Consider the following 19,313-nt stretch of genomic DNA (forward strand, 5'->3'; position numbering starts at 1 on the left):
TTTTTATTAAAATCGATTATCATGAAATTACATAAGCGGTGTTTATCTTACCAAGTATTAATTTGTTCAATCTTATTTTTCACTTTGCTTTTCGGATGCAAATCGACAATGGATTTAGATGCAAAAAACAGCCCAGATAGTGAAGCTATAAATTTGCTAGATGCTAATTTGTCTGAATGGGAAATTTGGATGGGCGCTGTACATACATCTGTAGATTTAGATGTAGAGAAGTTTGATAATGTGCAAACAGGAAAACCTTTAGGCTTACATAATGACCCTAAGAATGTATTTTCGGTACAAGAAGTGAATGGTGAAGCTATATTAAAAATTACAGGAGAAATTTATGGAGGTTTAACTACGAAAAAAGAATATGGTAATTATCATCTTTCGTTACAATTTAAATGGGGAGATAAGAAATGGGAACCAAGATTAAATACAAAACGAGATAGTGGCATACTCTATCACGCTAAAGGACCGCACGGCGCATTTTGGAATGTATGGATGGCTAGTCTTGAATTTCAAGTTCAAGAAGGTGATTGTGGTGATTTTATTGCTTTAGGTAATGTATATGGTGATGGACCGGTTGAGAGAAAAATAAAGGATGGCGATAAGCCATTTTACAGGTATACCCCAAAAGGTATTGTTACTCCTTTAAAATATGGATCAGAATTTGTTGCTAGTCAATCAAGTAAATCTGAGCTTCATGAAAAGCCACATGGTCAGTGGAATACATTAGAAATTTATTGTTTGGGTAGTGAGAGTATTCATCTTGTAAATGGTTTTGTGGTAAACAGGGTAAAGAATGCTAGGTATGACATAGATGGTGCAACTATACCAGTTGTAAAAGGTAAAATTCAATTGCAATCAGAGGCTGCAGAAGTTTACTACAAGAATATTATACTTACTCCAATAAATGCTTTCCCCTCAAAATACGCGGATTTTTAGCCCCTTTAATCATCCGTTCTAGTTTCAGAATCATACGTTATTGGCGATGGTGTGCTATTGAATTATTTTTGAGTGCATTACTATGCTAGTAGTCGCTTATTATAATGATTATGAAAAACTTTATTACAGGTTGTTTTTTTACAATTTCTGCTCTTTTGTCGGCACAAGATAAACCCAACGTTATTGTAGTTTTAGCTGATGATATTGGGGTAGGCGATGTTTCTTATTATAGAAGAATGCACTCTGAAAATATAATAGTAGAAACACCTGCTTTAGATCAACTAGCGAAAGAAGGTATGGTTTTTACAGATGCACATTCACCTGCAGCTCTTTGTGCTCCTTCAAGATATGCAATTATGACAGGTAATAATTGTTACCGTAGTTATGCGCCCTGGGGAGTTTGGGGTGCGTACCAACCTTCACCTATAGAACCAGATCAATTGACATTAGGTAAACTAATGAAAAATGCAGGCTACCAAACGGCATTTTTGGGTAAGTGGGGTTTTGGAATGGATTTCTACAAAAAAGGAGATTCCACACAAATACATGAAGGACCACGCAAACATGTAGAACTAGATGTAGACATTCGTCAAATAGCAGGTAAAGGTCCGATACAAAACGGATTTGATTATAGCCTAACTTTCCCTGCCGGAATTCAGAATGTGCCGTATGCAGTTTATGAAGATCAAAAGTGGATGCCTTTGAGCGAGAATTCTGAAATAGGTTACATTTCTCAAGAGAATATGACCAAGCTCGATGTCAAGCTTGATAAAGATGAAGGTTTAGGCGACACCGCTTGGGATCCTCATAATATGGGTCCACTTCTTATACATAAAGCAATAGATTATATAGAGAATACGAATGAAGCTCAACCCTTTTTTATGTATTACTGTTCTCTTGCCGTGCACTTGCCACATACACCTACCAAAGAACTTAACGAAATTAAGGTAGCTGAAACCACACCATCGCACCATCTAGATCTTGTAAAAGAATTAGACATACAAATGGCGATGCTAATAGAGACGCTTAAAAAGAAGGGTATTTACGAGAATACATTAATCATTTTTACTTCTGATAATGGTGGTCTGCAAAGAAAGGAAACCATAGCCTCTGGTCATCAATCGAATGATATTTATCGTGGCGGTAAAAACCAACCTTATGAAGGTGGGCAAAGAGTACCTTTTATTGCATCTTGGGCTGGTAAAATTAAACCAGGTTCTATTTCTAACACACCAGTTTTAGGTCTTGATGTTTTAGGTACGCTTGCTGCAATTACGAACCAAGAAATTGAAGAAAACCAAGCAAACGATTCGGCTAATTTATTACCTACGCTTTTAGGCCAAACTTCTAGTGAAGTACATCCATACTTAATAAATCAATCAGGTACTAGTCGAGAAGCTATGATTGTCAAAGACGGTTACAAATTGATAATTGCTTTCGATAAAAAAGATAAAACCGACACCATAAGAAAGCCGTTGGCATTATTCAATTTAAAAGATAATAGCGAAGAGAATGAAAAGTTCAATTTGGTAAATAAACCTAAATACAAAGAAAAGGTAGAAGAACTTTTTAATGCTTACAATACGTTGCGTTCTAGTGGTGATGCAACTAAAATATGATTATTTGATACATATTGGGTTTGGTAGTTTATTTGATCGATTTAGCAGCTTAAATAGCTTACCAGCCAAAATTCAACTATAAAAAATGAAAAGAGGAAAATTAACGTTAGGCTTGTTTCTTGGGTTCGCTCTAGTTTATGGTCAGCAAAGTAATACTACAGAAGATAATAAGAGCTTTCGGTTCGAAGATAACTGGAAATCTTTAGAAAAAGTGAATGCTGTTCCTGACTGGTTTCAAGATGCAAAATTTGGTATTTATGCACATTGGGGTCCTGTTTCTTCAGCTTTTGAAGGTTCAGATCCTGATAAATTCTACGCAGGTTGGCATGGTATGAAAATGTATGAAGATGGTAAAAGAGTACCTACTAAAAACGGCAAGCCTACTTCTAATTTTGAACATCATTCTAAAAAATATGGAAATCCTAAAAAATATGGATATAAACATATTATAGAACAATTTGATCCATCAGCATTTAATGCAAAAGAATGGGCCGATTTATTCGCTAAATCAGGTGCTAAATTTGCAGGACCTGTAGCTATGCACCATGATAATTTTGCCATGTGGGATAGTAAGACTACAAGATGGAATTCTATGAATTATGGAGGAATAGATCCTTCGGCAGAATTAAAGAAAGAAATTGAAGCTAAGGGCTTAAAGTTTATGGCTTCTTTTCACCATGCATTTACTTGGAAATATTTTGCTCCAGCACATAAGTACGGTGGAGTAAAAGCTGAAGATTATGACTTGTATACCAACCCACATTCTTTGGAATCTGATACACCAGATGAACAATTTTATAAAGATTGGTGGGCAAAAATGAAGGAGTATATAGATGTATATCAACCAGATTTAATTTGGTTTGATTGGTGGCTAGAAAATATGACAGAAGAGTCTCGACTAGAGTTCTTAGCTTATTATTATAATAAAGCTTTAGAATGGGATAAAGAGGTAGTGATATCTTATAAAGAAACTACTTTTCCTGAAACGGTTGCCGTTAAAGATTATGAACGTGGCAGACCAAATCAGCCAAAGTCTCCATCTTGGTTAACAGATACCTCCCCTGGTGCCTGGTTTTATAGACCAAATGCAAAATTCAAAACACCTAATGAGTTGGTAGACATTCTAGTGGACATTGTCTCAAAAAATGGATTGATGCTTTTAAATGTACCTCCTAATCCCGACGGGTCTATCCCTCAAGAGATGCAAGACCTATTAATTGATATGGGAGATTGGTTGGCTATTAATGGTGATGCTATTTACGGCACTAGACCTTGGACGATTTTTGGAGAAGGACCAACCCGTTTGCCGGAAGGGGGACACAAGGTGGAGAAATTCAAAATAGAATATAAGAATACGGATATAAGATTTACTAAAAAATCGGATAAGGAATTCTACATTATCGTAATGGACACCCCTGATACTGAAATTGTAGTGAAATCATTATCTACCGATATTGGAGTTTTAAATTCTAAAATAGAACATATTTCTCTTTTAGGAAGTGATGAGGAGATTAAATGGGCAAGAGATGAACGTGGTTTGGTACTACAAGCCCCAGCTAAGTTACCTACTAATTATGCACATGCTTTTAAAGTAGTTTTAGAAGGATATAAAGAAAATAATATTGGGGGTAATATTGATGCTCATGTAGATTAAACTCAATATTGGTATTTGATTAAAAAAACACAAACACTATAAATTTGATTCGTATTTGTGTTTTTTTAATTGTTACTCTAATTCAAACTTAAAAACTGTGGCTAAGTCGTTCATTTCAGCATTGGGCATGGTTAAATAAAAACTCTCTGAAGTAAGTTCCCAATCCACAGAAATATCTGAACCTAATAAGCGTACGTTTTTTATTGGAGTAGGAGGTATGTTTCTATGATACCCGCCAATAGCGCGCATTTCTATTTTCTTTCCCGTCTCTGGTTTACCTAGAAAGAATACGTACATCGCCTTTTTATCTTTCGCAATGGTAAAACGTACATCATCTGCGGTGTATTTTATTTTGGATGATTGACCACCATGAGAGCCATCTACCGCTTTCGCTGGGCCATAGCCAAAAATAGTATGTGTTCTGGTACCGTAAACAGCTTCACCATGTATTTTTAGCCAATCGCCAATTTCTTTGAGAATGTCTCTTTGTTCTTGATTGATAACCCCATCTGCTCTTGGAGAAACATTTAGTAATACAATTCCGTTTTTACTCCAAACATCGATCATATTTCTAACGACTAGATCTGCTGTTTTGTACGGATGCCCTTCAACATACATCCATTTACTTTCTCCTAAAGTAATATCTGTTAACCAAGGTAAAGGGTGTATATCTCTTCTTCCACCTTGTTCAAAATCTAGCACGCTATAGTCTAAGGGTAGATCATCTTGTTTGTGTGCTGTAACCACTTCTTTGTTTTGTTTCAGCCCATTGTTAAAATGATGTGCGGCCATTTCCATTCTTTTATCTTCTGGAATTAAATTCAGCCAAGAGTCATACCATAGAATATCTGGATGGTATTTGTCTACGACTTCATTTACTTGAGCTAACCAATAGTTATTGAATTCTTCTATGGTCTCAAAATTTCCGAATAGTTTACGCAATTTTGGGTCTGTAGTGGCGGTCGGTAGATCAGGGTGATATACATAATGACTATCATAAGCTGTTTTCCAAGCCTCAGGCTTATGAGCATTTCGTTGCCCATTTCTAGCATGATGAAATGTGGCAATGGTTTTCATGTTTCTTTTCTCTAAAGAGGTAAAGAGTTCACCGAGTATATCTCTTTTCGGGCCCATATCTGATGCATTCCATGGGTTTACGTCACTATCCCACATGGCAAAGCCATCATGATGTTGTGCTACAGGACCAGCGAATTTAGCGCCTGCCATTTCAAACAAGTCTGCCCAATCTTCGGGATCAAATTGTTCTGCTTTAAACATGGGTATGAAATCTTCGTATCCAAAATCATGAATACTACCATAAGTCTTTTCATGATGTTTACGAATATTTCCCTGGTCTTTATACATGTTATGCGGATACCATGCACTACCATAAGCAGACACGCTGTAAGGTCCCCAATGAAAATAGATACCTAACTTTGAATCTTGAAACCATTCTGGTGCGGCATCATGTTTTTTTAAAGATTCAAATACAGGTTTATAAGTAGCCTCCTTGTTAGTTTTACAACCTAGAAGGAGGATAGAAATAGAAATCAATAAAAACTTAGCTGCGTTCATTCTGGTTTTTTTAAAATTCAAAAGTCAATGCTATTTGTATCGGTTCGTCTGAATTGCCAAAATAATTTTCTGGATTTCCCTGTGGTCCCATAGTATCTGGTTTTTGAAATTTGGTGCCAATACCAGGTATGTTTTTTACAAAAGAAATGTCACCTTCAGGATATTCAATACTTACTCTTTTGTTAGGGTCTTCTGATGGATTTTCAGGGGTTAGCATACGTAGAAATGTGTATTCAGAGTTGCAATAGACGGTAAAACCATTGTCATTTTCCCCTTTAACTTTCACCCAATATAAGCTGGAGAAAAACCCTTTAAATTCAGGATAAACATATTCGGTTTCACCAGTAATGGTATTGTTGTAATCATTCTCCCAAACCTTAAATTGGGTACCTTTCATTCTATTTCTCCAAACCCGATACGGACCATCGCCCAACCATTTCATACCACTTACCTCAGACTCAGGAAAAGAGAATGAAATGCCCTTGTAGCCTTTTATAACTCTCTTGGCTTTAAAATCTACTGCCAAATCAAGTAAACCGTTAGCATGAATGGTCCATTTGATGATATCTGAGGATAACTCTTTGTGACTCGCCCAGGTAGGTGATTTATCTTTTAGCTCATAAATTGTCGTAATCTCTATGCTGTTTTCTAAGCTTTTAACATCAACCGAAATTATGCTGTCATGCTGTGCTAAAATGATGGGTCCGTTATTAAAAGGAATTACTTTTCCGTTCTTGACAACCTCTTTTAATAGACCTGTCTTTGCCGAAAATGTATAGTGAATGCCATTGGCTTCTATGGCAATACTATTATCTTTTATGGTTTTCTTAAGTTTACTTTTTTCAGAAGAATTTATATACGCAGCATTTAGTTTTTTGGGTGTTTTTACGGGATAGCTCCAAGTAAATATTTCCATGCCTTGCGCATCTACAGCAGTCAGATAAAGTACATCGGCCGACTGCCAATTGTTTGGTTTGGTAACCGAAAACGCTCCCTTAGTATTTGGTTCTAAAGCTGGTAATTCAATTTCTGATTCGGAGAGTACCTTAAAATTATCACTTTCATCAGGACCATTAAATTGAACCCATTTTGCGGTCATTTTAATTTCATTCAAATTCGTAAAATGATACCTGTTTTCAATCTTGAAAATTCCATTAAAGTTTGGTGTTATGTATCGATCTTCAATATAAATAGGAGACCAAACTTCTTTTATGGTGAAATAACTGGCTTCTTTCTCTCCGTATGGCCCTACAATGCCATCGGCAGCATGGTTGCCGTCAGTGTCAAGGGTGTTATTTTTATCGGTACGGATGATGGCTTCATCTGCAAAATCCCAAAGAAAACCTCCTGCAGAAAGTGGCATGTTCCACATTTTATTCCAGTAATCTTCCAAGCCTGCGCCATGCCCACCGTCATATAAGCCATGTAAAAATTCTGTAGGGAAAAGTATTTTATCTTTGGAATAGGCGTCATTGGCCAATGCATGATATTGAAAATAATGTAGCGTATTGGTTTTGTTGAAGATATTCCATGGGTGAATAACTCCTCTTTTCTGAATATCCCACAGGGCATAATCATTATCTAAATCGGTATTCCAGCCTGTTTCATTACCATTTGCCCATAGTAAAATAGAGGGATGGTTAACATCTCTAACCACCGTTTCTTTTACTATTTTTTCTCCAACTTCAGTATCTAAATGGGGAGAATGCCAGGTACAGACTTCGTCAATAACAAAGAGCCCCAAAGAATCACAAGCATTTAAAAAATGAACATCGGGCGGGTAATGAGACATGCGTACCGCGTTCATGTTCATATCTTTCATCATTTTAATATGCTCAATACTCAGCGCTTTAGAAGTTGTTCTACCTGATGAAGGATGAAAAGAATGCCTGTTTACCCCTTTAAATTTAATTTGTTTTCCGTTTACATAAATTCCATCGCGTTCGCGAACTTCAACCGTTCTAAAACCAATACGATTGCTGGTGGTATGGAGTACTTTTTTCTTTGCGTCTAACACCTCAATAGTTAATAGATAAAGGTTCGGTTTTTCAGGATTCCAAGTTTTAATGTCATTTGCTGTTGTAGTTACATGCCATTTTCCTTCTTCTTGATTATTTTCGGTTATAGCTAAATCTTGAATTTTGTTATTATCCAAGTCAGATAAAAACATGTTTACAGATTTAACCTTTTTTGATGAAGAGAAAATATCGGCATTAATGCTACCATCTGCCTGTGCATCTATGGCAACCCGTTCTATATGTTCTTTTGGAGAAATTTTTAAATATACAGGTCTAAATATTCCTCCAAAAACCCAAAAATCTGCTTTTCGTTCGGCATGATTGATAGATTCATTTGCCGAAACCTTGTTGACCTTAACTTCTAATAAATTAGATTCTCCAAACTTTAATAGGGCTGTTATATCATATTTAAATTCATAAAAGGCACCTTGGTGAATCTCCCCTGCTAACTTTCCATTAATTTTCACTTCGGCGTCGGTCATGACACCTTCAAAAACAATCTCGATCGTTTTGTTTTTCCATTCTTCAGTTGCCAGAAATTCATGTTTATAAAGACCAAATTCTTTATGGCGTGTAGCAAGATCATCTTGCCCATAATTGTAACCACCAAAACCTTGTTGTTCCCAACAAGAGGGTACCCCAATGGTAGTCCAGACACCACTGTTCATTCCTTCAGAGCAATAGAATTGCCAATCTACAGTAGTATCTTTTCCGGTACCCGATAGGTATTGTATTTCTGATTTGGCGCTTGAGGTTTGCCCAATGGCCATATGCTGTAAGAGCACAAAGAAGCTAACGACGAGATATTTGAATTTTGTCATTACTCTTTTTCTTTTAATGCTTCATTTTCCAAACGAATACGTTCTTGCTGCTCTTTGTTTAAACCCTGCTTATAATAAAATTCGGGCTTGTGATAAACATGCGCTTTTTTCATGCCTTGATCATCTATATCTAAGCTCAAATCACAATCAAACCGAGTTAAAATAGCGTGATTTGTTTCCCAACCAGTTGCGTTAGTAAAATGTGATATACCCCAAGTAATACCTCTACCATCCTTGGTGTCCGTAAAAGCATCAGGAATAAAAGGACCTGCGGCATCTGGCATTAATTCTGTAATAGCAGCAATATTAAAATTGATGCCGTCTTCTGAATATTGTATGGTATTGTGTTCATTACCATCTCTAATACTTAAGGCTGCAATACCAGTTTTAAAGGGAAAAAGGGTAGTCTCGTGTCCGGAATTTAATACTGGGTTTAATGGATTTTTAGTAAATGGACCAAGAGGATCTTCGGCAGTAGCTAGACCTTGCATTCGCACTAAGTTTGGTCTGCCTACAAAATCAGATTTATAGTACAAGTAAATCTTGCCTTTATAGACCAGTGGATATGGGTCATGAATAGAGTATTGATCCCATGTATCTTTTGGTCCATTAGGGATAACAATTTTGTTGGTGGCGGTCCAAGGTCCATCTGGTGAAGAAGCATATGACATTAGAACAGGGCAATCATCGCCTCTTGTTCCACTAGGCTCACTAAAACCTTGGTAATACATATAGTACTTGCCTTTCCATTTAAGAATATCGGCTGTTGATACGGAACGGTGGCCTAAATTCGGTTTTGGAGGTCGAGGAATAGCAACACCTTGCTCTTTCCAAGTAAAGCCATCATTGCTCGTTGCATACCAGATTTCAGCCAAATCCCAATCGGCAGAAGGGATTGTTTCTGTTGCAGATGCTGCACCTTTAGGCGAGGTAACAGTATTTCGATAGGTATACCAAACATAATATTTTCCGTTTTCAAAAATCACTTTAGAAGGATCTCTTCTACTAATGGTACCATCATGATTATTATAGTCTAAACCTTTTAATTCGGTATATTTAAACTGGGTATAAAGTTCATTATATTTTGGTTCTGGTGCCAGATAACTATCATAATTACGCTCCATTGAAGTACTCAACGGTATAGATGGTTTTTCTTTAGGCAAATTATAGGGGAAATATTGTGCGCTTGCGCTACACACAATTAAAAAAAAAGCGATAAAGAGTGCGTGTATTTTCATAGTATTTAATCTATAATTAGTGTTTTTGTTTGTTGTTCTAAAATTGTCTTTTAAGGCATTTCTTTATTTTTATAAACCTCTTCTATATTATCTATCCTACATTTTTAATGAATTGACTGTGATGTTTATACAGCATAAATAGAATTATGATTTAATTAATATGCGGTGTAGTTTATTTACTTTCTACTAATTCCCATGATCTGACCCAATTGTAAGTAGTCGTTCTTTCTTCTTCGGTACCGCTCATTCCGCCATCTTCTGGCACAGGATTCCAGTTGTACGTTTCTACCACCATTCTTAAATACATTTCAATGTCATAATCTGCAGGAGGGGTTACTTTTGCAAGAAATTTACCATCTAGAAAAAACTGTACTTCATCTTTAGATTTCCACCATACACCATATACATGAAAATCATCGTATACTTTGCCACCAACTAAAGCACCAGATTTATTCGAGCCTTTTTCGTAATCGCACCCTTCTGGTATATTTCTACTGTGTGTATTCGAATTCATAGATTGATCAAAATTTTTCATCCACTCGGCATCATTGGTAATTTGACCAACACTTTCTTGAATATCTAACTCTGTAGTTCTTTTATTACACCCTTCTAATTCTTTAGACTCGTTTATGAGCCAAAAAGTTGAGGACATGAAGGTTTTGTTGGCTTTCATTTCGCATTCATAGTAGCCATAGGTCATACCATTAATAGAGCCAACATAACCGCCACCATGGGTGTATTCTTTACCTTGTTTTGTTACTGGGTGCGGTAATAGTTTTGTGGTTATTTTTAAGCCGCCATCTTCAACTTTTATATTCTCTGATTGAAATAAGCCTGGTGCTCTACCAATCCAGCCTTGACCTGAAATTTGCCATTTTTTTTCATCTACCTTTTTGCCCTCAAATTCATCTGACATGTTTTTAACCAGTTTCCATTTTTGGGTAGTTGGTTTAGGATCTTCACCATCATTAAAGTGTGGTGATTTTTGAGCTACCAAGGTGCCGACAGTTAAAAATAAGCCGGTAAAAAGTAGTTGCTTTAATGTGATATAGTTTGATTTCATTTGTATCGGTTTTTTATAAGATTTTAATTGTTTAAATAGGTAACTCTTTCTTGAATAAGGCTGTTTTGATAAACAGCCTTGTCTAATTTTTTAATATCTATATTAAATTGGTATTTCTGATAATAGTCTTGTTGCAAAGTGATAGTGTTAAGTATTAAAAGTGCTTCTTTTTCATTCGTAGACGAATACAACATTTCTGTTAAAAACTTTGAACTATTTAAGGTTCCCGTAATACCTAAATACTCTGCAGCTCGCATTCTGTTTATCAACAAAGAGTCAGACGTCATCATTTGTTGAATTTGATCGGAAAATTCATCTGCTTGTGTGCCAAAACTAGAACACGTAATTAAAGCCCAATAGCGCTCTAAATCATCGGTAGATTCTAGATATTTTTTCAATTTTGGTTGTGCCTCTTTAAATGGGATTATTTGTAGATTGGCAATTTTTAAATAATTAGATATTTCTTTTTTGTGTGCTTGACCAAATGTTATAGGATCATTAAAAGCCTTGTCAATAATATAATTTTCAGGGTATAATGATAGATCTGGCATTGAACTCATCCAAGAATTTAGGTTTTTTCTAAGCTGTTTTAAGCTTTTTTGATATGCAGGATTGTTCGCAAGATTGATGGTTTCATAAGGGTCATTTTCAACATCATATAATTCTTCGGGAACCTTAGGGGTGAAAAATTGAAATTGTATTTCGTTCAGTTTTCCAGTATCGAAAAGGTCTTTCCATTCCTTATACGCCAATTGTCTATATCTATATTCATTCATTAAGGCATTTACAGTAAAAGGTTGAAAATTCCGTATGTATTTTAAGTTGCCTTTTCGCAAGCTTCTAACCATATCATACTTTTCGTCAAACCTATCTGCATAGCCATAGGTTTTATTATTTTGTAGGGTAGCTTTTGAGATGTTCGTGCCTAAAAAAGGGGTTCCGGCTATGGTTTTAGGTATTGCAATGCCAGCTAAGTTTAAAACGGTAGCACTAAAATCAATAAAGCTAACAAAGGTATTTGTTGCCGTACCTAATGTAAAAGGGGATAAGTTTTTAAACTTTTCAGGAATGTAGACTACCAGCGGAACATGTAGCCCGGTTTCTTTCAAATAGCCTTTACTATTAGGTAAAACGCCACCGTGGTCGCCATAATAGAATACAATGGTATTCTCGAGTAGATGATCATCTTTTAATTGTTCGATGACTTCTGCTACCTGTGCATCCATTTTTATGATTAAATCGCGATAAAGTGCATTGGTGTACTTAAATGTTTCTGTTTGCGGATGATTGGGCTGTACAAATACTGTTTCTGCTTCAGTTTTGGTTTTACTTGATTCCATACTCGCCTCCGTAAAATGTAAACTACCCTCATGGGTTGTACCTAAGTTTTGAACGTGAAAGAAAGGTTGATTCTTATTACGATTTCTCCAACTCGCTTTTTTTGAAGAATCGTCCCAAACATTGTCATTTTTAAAAATATTATAATCCTCCTTGGCATTATTGCTCGTGTAATACCCGGCATCTCGCAGATATTCAGGAAACATCTTTATGTTTTCGGGCAGTGTTACTTTTTCTTCTGACCTATGATAATGAGAGGCAAGTTTAGGACCATAAACTCCAGTAATGATACTCGATCTAGCAGCACTACAAACAGCGGCATTTGAAAATGCCCTGTTAAATTGAATCCCTTTTTCAGCTAGTTTTTCGATGTTGGGTGTTGATACACCGTTTTCATCAAAAAGCTTCATGTAGTGTTTGGAGTTATCTTCTGATACGATCCAAACTATATTGGGTTTTTCTTGAGCTTTCAGAAAAGTAGAAAGTCCGATAATAAATATGAAGAAAATAGATTTAAAATTCATTGATAGTGCTGTTTTAATTTGATGTGTGTTAGTAGTTATTAAAATTATGGTTGCGTCCAAAGAAAACTGTAGCCGTATTTATTTCATTTTATAGATTGTATTTTAAATAGATTGTGGTTAGATCTGTTTTATCCAAGGTTTTTAATTGCCACTCTTTCAATTGACTTAAAAGACTGGTAATGGTAGATTTTGATTGGTGTTCACCAATCAGGTTTTTTGTTTCCCATGGATCATTAATTAGATCATACAATTCTAAGTTTCCTGTTTTAGGATAAACAATCAGTTTTTTGTTTTTTGATATTATGCCTCGTTGATCATCGAACATAGCTAGATAAATAGAGGCTCTAGCTTTTCCTGTATGAGTTAATAAAGGAGCTAAACTTTCGAAATCTGTTGGCTCTTGTATTTCAAGGTCTAGCAAATCAAATAGGGTAGGCACCACATCTTGCAAATACACTCGAGATGCGATTTTAGAATTAGGAGTAACCGATGGTGCTTTAATAATTAATGGAGCAGTTACACTTGGTTCATAGAGACATACCTTGCCTGCGACACCATTTTCACCAAAATTAATTCCATGGTCAGAAGTAAAAACTATGATGGTATTATCATAGATTCCTTTGTTCTTCAAAGCTTGTATGATATCTCCGATACGGGTATCCATATGTGTTACCATGGCATTGTTTTGCTGTACGCGTTTTTGCATTGTTTTAGAACTCAAAGGGTCATTTGCGTATTGGTACTTTACATTTTTATTCAATGGTGTGTTGTCTACCACACTTGGGGGTAAAACCATTTCATCAGCAGGATACATATCATAATATTTTTGCTCGGTCTGTCTAGGTACATGCGGAGCGTTGAATGCTACATAGGCAAAAAATGGTTTTACATTATCGTATGTATTTAGAAAGTTAACAGCTTCATTAGCGGTAATATCGGTAATATGCCCAGCAGGGGAGTTATAGGTTTTTAGTTGACCTGGTTGTATGCTTCCGGTTTCATCAAAAATTTCTTTTGCATTTTTCCCCATGGCATGCCATTTTCCGGTCATATAGGTATAATAGCCATTGTCGTGTAATTTTTCTGGTAATGATTTTGGGGCATTTTGCTTGTTTATTTTTTGAGATTCCCAAATGTACTTTCCATAAATAAGCATGGTTCTGCTAGGGATACAAACTGCTGGAGACCAACAGCCCATATTGTACGCGGCAGTAAAAGAAGTGCCTTCTTTGGCAAGAGCATCAATATTAGGAGTAAGCATAGCTTCATTACCATAGGCACCAACTGCTTGATTGCTCTGATCATCAGATTCTATAAACAGAATATTCTGTTGAGCGTGAATATGAATTGTAAATAGAACTATTAGAAAATAGAAAACTTTTTTTTTGTTCATTGTAGGGATGAGTAAGAGTCGTTATTTTTTTATTTCTGCCTATGACAAACCACATATTGAAATAGGTGTTTTGTGCTAAATAAAAGTAGATATACCAATGATGAATAAGGGCAAGAGATAGGCAGAATACTACCATATATGATTTTTAATAGGCTTAACTACATGTATAATTTGTACAATGCATATTATTGAGCCTTACTAGCACATCTGTTTTAGAGGTTAAATCATTTGTGATGTTGATGAGACATTATATTATTTAATTTTGAGAAGACCTCACTACTCGGTATTAATGGTGAAATGAATTAGGGTTAATGAAATTTAAAATAGATATGCTCCAGAAAGTAATTCAACTATTCATTTTTCTGATTTTTTCTTTTGGGTTTTCAATGCAAAAAAAGCAACAGAAACCGCCTAACGTAATTCTAATTTTAGCTGATGATTTAGGAATTGGAGATTTAGGCTGCCAAGGTAACCCGTGGCTAAAAACACCAGAAATAGATGCTTTTTATAACGAAGCCATTCGCATGACCGATTTTCATGTAAGTGCATTATGCACGCCAACTAGAGCCGCGATAATGACTGGTCAGTTTCCTATAAATAATGGTGCATGGGCAACGTTTAAAGGTAGAGATGCCTTATCGGAAAATGCTATAACCATGGCAGATGTTTTTAAAGGAAATGGCTATAATACTGGTTTGTTCGGTAAATGGCATTTAGGCGATAACTTTCCGTCAAGACCTACAGATAGTGGTTTTGATAGGGTCGTACAACATTTAGGCGGGGGCGTAGGTGAATTATCAGATTATTGGGGCAATAGTTATTTTGATGATGTGTATTACGTAAATAACCAACCAAAACAATTTGAAGGCTATTGTACTGATGTATGGTTTAAAGAAGCTACACGTTTTATTGATTTAAACAAAGAGGAACCATTTTTTGTTTACTTGCCATTAAATGCTCCGCATGACCCCTTAATTGTTGCTGAAAAATATGCCGCGCCTTATAAGAAATTAGAAGGTAAAGATATCATTAGTGCAAATCTTTATGGTATGATAGCCAATATTGACGAAAATTTTGGCAAGTTTTATCAGTATTTGGAGAAGCAAAATTTGCTAGAAAATACCATTCTTATTTTTATGAGTGATAATGGTACTAGATTTGGTTACAGTAAAGATGGTAAATTAGGTTTTAATAAAGGGTTTAGAGGTATAAAAGGAGATGAAGAAGAAGGTGCCCATCGTGTGCCGTTTTTTATACGTTGGCCAAAAGGTAATATTCAAGGCGGTAAAGATATACCTAATCTCACGGCGCATGTAGATTTGATTCCAACCTTGGCATCGTTATGTAATTTAACGCTGCCTGAGCAAATGACTTTAGACGGAACTGATTTTTCTTCTGTCTTTTCTTCTAAAGAAACAGCCGTTCAAAATCGATCGATGTCTTTACACAATCGTCAAGATTGGAGACCTCCTCATGATATAGCATCGACTTGTATTATTAAAAACCAATGGCGTCTAATTGATGGTAAAGAATTATATAATATTGATAAGGACCCAAAACAAGAGATAAATTTAGCAGAAACATACCCCGAATTGGTGACTGAATTACTTCAGGAAAATACAATTTTTATTAATGCTGCAAAATTGTCTACTGCCTATAAAGAATTACCGGTAACCGTAGTTGGTAATAATGCTCAATTAGAGACCAAGCTTACCATACAACACGCTATCGGTGAAGATGTCGGTATTTGGAAATGTGAACAAGTTGCCGATGGTATAAAAAACACTAATAATACCCACGCTTTACGTATTGCCCAAGAGGGAGAATATTTAATTTCTTTACGTAGATGGCCAAAAGAATGTTCAGGTGCTATACGGGGTATTCCGAAAGAAAATCCTAAAAATTCATTTCAATATAAAAATATTAGTCCGACAAAAGCAAAAATTTCAATTGCAAATCAAATGCATGAAAAGCCGATTTTAGAGGGGGATGAAGAAGTAGTTTTTAAAGTACATTTACAAAAAGGGAAAACGTTTTTAGTTAATGATTTCATTGAAAATGAAACAAACTACGGAGTCTACTATACCTACATTAATAAAGTAGCCGAATAAGTTATCTAATACATTTAGAAAACGAATATAGCATACTTAATTTTTTCGCTTGTCATCTTTCGCAAACGCTAAATTAAATGTCTTCAAGTTTCCAAACCCTAACCCAATCAAATTTTGTGTAACGCTCTTCTAAAGGTTGTTCAAAACCCATTTCTTGCGCTGTAGTTTCTTCGATCCAATCATAGAAATTACTTGACATAATTAACCTTAGTGCTCCATTGAAAGGAATGACAGGCGTAACAGACTCTTCTAAGGCTCCATCAATATAAAAATCAACTTTACTGCCGTCTGCGTACCAATAGGCAGCGTAAATATGAAACTCTTCAGAATTGTTTTTTTCAAAATTACTTTTACCTCCTTTTGTCTGTCTTGCTCCAATATTGTTACAAGGGCTATTATGTCTATGGGTATTGTAATGAAATATTTTATCCCAATCAGAGGTTACTGCCCAATCATCGTTTGTCCAATCATCACCTAATTCACCAGTAAAAACACCTACACATTCTTGTATGTCTATCTCAAGATTTTCACCATCATTAAAGTTTTCTGTACATGGTTTGGTTTCAGATTTTAACCAAAATGCAGCAGACATCGCCGTTTTACTAGCTTTCATACGTGCTTCAATATAATAGCCCGGCTCTGCTAAGGTTTTACCATAAATATATGCTCCGCCATACCTGCGTTCTGAGGGTTCGTTGGTATTGTCTTTAGGTGAATATTTTGGGCTATCAAATTTCTCTCCTTTTATTCTTAAATAACCATCGCCCGTGCTAACATTATCGGCTTCAAAAAGAGATCTGCCTGATCCGTACCAACCTCGATCTTGACCGTTCCAAATAAATTCTGGAGTCGGGTTCCATTTATCGGCGTCTAATTCGTTACTATCGAATTCATCAGAAAGTCCATCAACTTTGACCCATTTTTTATCTTCTGGTTTTGGATCTTGGTTTTCTGTAAAAGTTGGTTTCGGAGTACTATCTGGTTCTATTTCTTCAACCGGAGCCTCAATTTCTTCTTCTTGCGTTACTTCGATTTCTTCAATAACTGCATTATCAATGGAATCAGAACTACTGCAAGCAAAAATGAGAATCGTAAAAAATAGGGATAGTACTTTTATAGTTTCGGACATAATCTGATTTTTTTATAAAATTAATCTGAATAGATTTTGGTTCAACCATTATATGTTCAGAAGTATAACACATATGGTTTTTAAAACATTCGTTATACTTTTATAAAGTACTTTCTTTGAAGTAAAATAACTCCAATGACATTTGAGCAAATGATTAGTTTATAGCTATTGTTCGGTATATGCCTTAATGTTTTGCATTTGGGTAAGCATCATTGGTGTATCTTAAAACCTGTGGTTTGCCGCTACCTCTAGCTGCAGTAATTTCTGTTTTCCATTGGGCTTTCAGATTTTCTAGAATTTTAGAATGTTCAGGTCTGTCGGCTAAGTTATGAAGTTCGTTAGAATCTTCTTTTAGGTTATACAATTCTTCATAAACAGGTTGTTCTCCATGTAAAGGAGCATCAATGTAATCTCGATAAATGGCAATTTGCGGGTCGTGCATATTATAGAGCATTTCATTGACAGGTATACCTATTTCTTTAGCATATTTAATTTCTTTTGAAGCAGAGAAATTATTGTTCTTGTAATATCTAATATATTTCCATTCTTTATTCTGAACCGATTCACACCTAGGGTTTCCAAAATGTGTAGACCATAAGTTTTCGGTAAATACATAATCTCGAACTTCAATTTTTGAACCTTTAATTAAACTAGAGATATCTGCACCTTGAAAGGTTTCTGGAGCTTTAATATCTGCATAGGCAAGCATTGTTGGTGCTATATCAATAGTTTGCACTAAGGCATCGCTTTTTAGACCTCTTTGTTTTCTAGTTGCATTGGGATCAAAAACAATTATAGGTACATGTGTAGTTTGCTCATAACAAAGCGCCTTACCGCCTAAACCTTGTTCACCACCAAATAAGCCATGGTCCGAAGTGAAAATGATAATGGTATTTTTATCAAGTTTCAGTTCTTTAAGTTTATCTCTAAGATTGCCCACTAATCTATCTATGCCCGTCATGGCCTCTAATTCTCTTATGTAACGTTCCTTCTTATCCTTAGGATTATCTACATAATTATATCCTTCTTGCCTGTCTTCAGTTTTAAGAAGATCTGCAGGCAGTTTAGGTGTTTTTATATCTGCCTTTGCAATGTAATTTTCAGGAAGAGGAAGGTCAATGTCACGATACATGGTTTTGTAAATAGTATCATCAGTTTCTTTTAATTTCATAGAACGGGTACCGGCGCCATGGGGTAAATTAAAATTGATAGAAAGCATAAATGGTTTTTTCTTAGGTCTGTTTTCTAAAAAATGAACGGCACCTTTTAATTTTCTGGCATTTATATCTAAAAATTCATTTACACCTTCATTAATAATTTCAGGTTGCGTAAATGCTATGGCATCATTAAAAATAGAATGATTGTCTTTCGGATAGAAACCTAAATGGCCATGCCCCGCATACCAATAATCAAAACTCTTTTCCATCAGTCCGCTGTCATACCCACCATTACCAATAGGCGCATGATTTTTACCTACCCAGCCGGTATAATAGCCATTATCGCGCATTATAACAGGATAAGAGTTTGCCCAAGCAGTATCTGAAACACTTGTGCCAGAATTGAAATTTACACCGTGCTTGCGTTCGTATTGACTTAATAAAATAGATATTCTACTTGGTGTACAAATGGCACTGGTAACATGTGCGTTTGTAAACAGTATGCCTTCTTGTGCAATGTTATCAATATTAGGGGTCTGAACAATTGGGTTACCTGTGCAACCTAACAGGTCATACGACTGGTCATCGGTTAAAATGAAAACAATATTAGGTCGGTCTTGCGCCTTAACTATGGTAGCTAATAGGAAAAGGAACAGAAACGTTTTTTTCATTTTCATTTTTTTGTAGGATGATTATTACATAAGGTATTGGTTAAGTAATTTTGAAGA

Annotated in this window: 12 protein-coding genes; 4 read left to right on the plus strand and 8 right to left on the minus strand. The window is 35.6% G+C overall.

The genetic code is table 11. From position 1 onward, the window contains the following. The first annotated feature begins 108 nt into the window (after window positions 1-108). From CLV90_RS06595 to CLV90_RS06605, 3 genes are all read left to right on the plus strand, one after another. Window positions 109-945 carry a 3-keto-disaccharide hydrolase gene (locus CLV90_RS06595; RefSeq protein ID WP_243835281.1) on the plus strand — a complete coding sequence of 279 codons (837 nt, stop codon included), beginning with the start codon at window positions 109-111 and terminating at the stop codon, window positions 943-945. A gap of 110 nt (window positions 946-1,055) precedes the next feature. Beyond that, window positions 1,056-2,564: a sulfatase family protein gene (locus CLV90_RS06600; protein ID WP_133686674.1), complete on the plus strand. Its 1,509-nt coding sequence runs from the start codon at window positions 1,056-1,058 to the stop codon at window positions 2,562-2,564. An 85-nt stretch (window positions 2,565-2,649) separates the two neighbouring features. Next, window positions 2,650-4,218, plus strand: a complete 1,569-nt coding sequence (locus CLV90_RS06605) for an alpha-L-fucosidase (protein ID WP_133686675.1) — start codon at window positions 2,650-2,652, stop codon at window positions 4,216-4,218. Window positions 4,219-4,290: 72 nt separating this feature from the next. Here the strand turns inward: CLV90_RS06605 and CLV90_RS06610 are convergent, their stop codons facing one another. The 6 genes from CLV90_RS06610 to CLV90_RS06635 form a co-directional block, all read right to left on the minus strand. Next, window positions 4,291-5,793 carry an alpha-L-fucosidase gene (locus CLV90_RS06610; RefSeq protein ID WP_133686676.1) on the minus strand — a complete coding sequence of 501 codons (1,503 nt, stop codon included), beginning with the start codon at window positions 5,791-5,793 and terminating at the stop codon, window positions 4,291-4,293. A 10-nt stretch (window positions 5,794-5,803) separates the two neighbouring features. Next, window positions 5,804-8,632, minus strand: a complete 2,829-nt coding sequence (locus CLV90_RS06615; protein ID WP_133686677.1) for a glycoside hydrolase family 2 TIM barrel-domain containing protein — start codon at window positions 8,630-8,632, stop codon at window positions 5,804-5,806. Next, window positions 8,632-9,870 carry a glycoside hydrolase family 117 protein gene (locus CLV90_RS06620; RefSeq protein ID WP_133686678.1) on the minus strand — a complete coding sequence of 413 codons (1,239 nt, stop codon included), beginning with the start codon at window positions 9,868-9,870 and terminating at the stop codon, window positions 8,632-8,634. The genes CLV90_RS06615 and CLV90_RS06620 overlap by 1 nt, the downstream gene beginning before the upstream one ends. Before the next feature lie 172 nt (window positions 9,871-10,042). Continuing rightward, window positions 10,043-10,933 (minus strand): family 16 glycosylhydrolase, encoded by an 891-nt coding sequence (locus tag CLV90_RS06625; RefSeq protein WP_133686679.1) that lies wholly within the window; start codon window positions 10,931-10,933, stop codon window positions 10,043-10,045. 23 nt (window positions 10,934-10,956) lie between these two features. Then, window positions 10,957-12,795 (minus strand): sulfatase family protein, encoded by a 1,839-nt coding sequence (locus CLV90_RS06630; protein ID WP_133686680.1) that lies wholly within the window; start codon window positions 12,793-12,795, stop codon window positions 10,957-10,959. 88 nt (window positions 12,796-12,883) lie between these two features. After that, on the minus strand, window positions 12,884-14,188 hold the full coding sequence (locus CLV90_RS06635) for a sulfatase-like hydrolase/transferase (RefSeq protein WP_133686681.1): 1,305 nt from the start codon (window positions 14,186-14,188) through the stop codon (window positions 12,884-12,886). 311 nt (window positions 14,189-14,499) lie between these two features. Here CLV90_RS06635 and CLV90_RS06640 point away from each other — a divergent pair, with 311 nt between their 5' ends. Next, entirely contained in the window at window positions 14,500-16,299 is a 1,800-nt protein-coding gene (locus CLV90_RS06640) for an arylsulfatase (protein WP_243835283.1), read from the plus strand. 73 nt (window positions 16,300-16,372) lie between these two features. Here CLV90_RS06640 and CLV90_RS06645 read toward each other — a convergent pair whose 3' ends face one another. Together CLV90_RS06645 and CLV90_RS06650 are read right to left on the minus strand one after the other, a co-directional pair. Next, on the minus strand, window positions 16,373-17,428 hold the full coding sequence (locus CLV90_RS06645; protein WP_133686682.1) for a LamG domain-containing protein: 1,056 nt from the start codon (window positions 17,426-17,428) through the stop codon (window positions 16,373-16,375). A 184-nt stretch (window positions 17,429-17,612) separates the two neighbouring features. After that, window positions 17,613-19,256 (minus strand): sulfatase-like hydrolase/transferase, encoded by a 1,644-nt coding sequence (locus tag CLV90_RS06650; protein ID WP_133686683.1) that lies wholly within the window; start codon window positions 19,254-19,256, stop codon window positions 17,613-17,615. Window positions 19,257-19,313: the final 57 nt, after the last annotated feature.

The organism is Maribacter spongiicola, from assembly GCF_004364165.1.
Taxonomy (GTDB): domain Bacteria; phylum Bacteroidota; class Bacteroidia; order Flavobacteriales; family Flavobacteriaceae; genus Maribacter; species Maribacter spongiicola.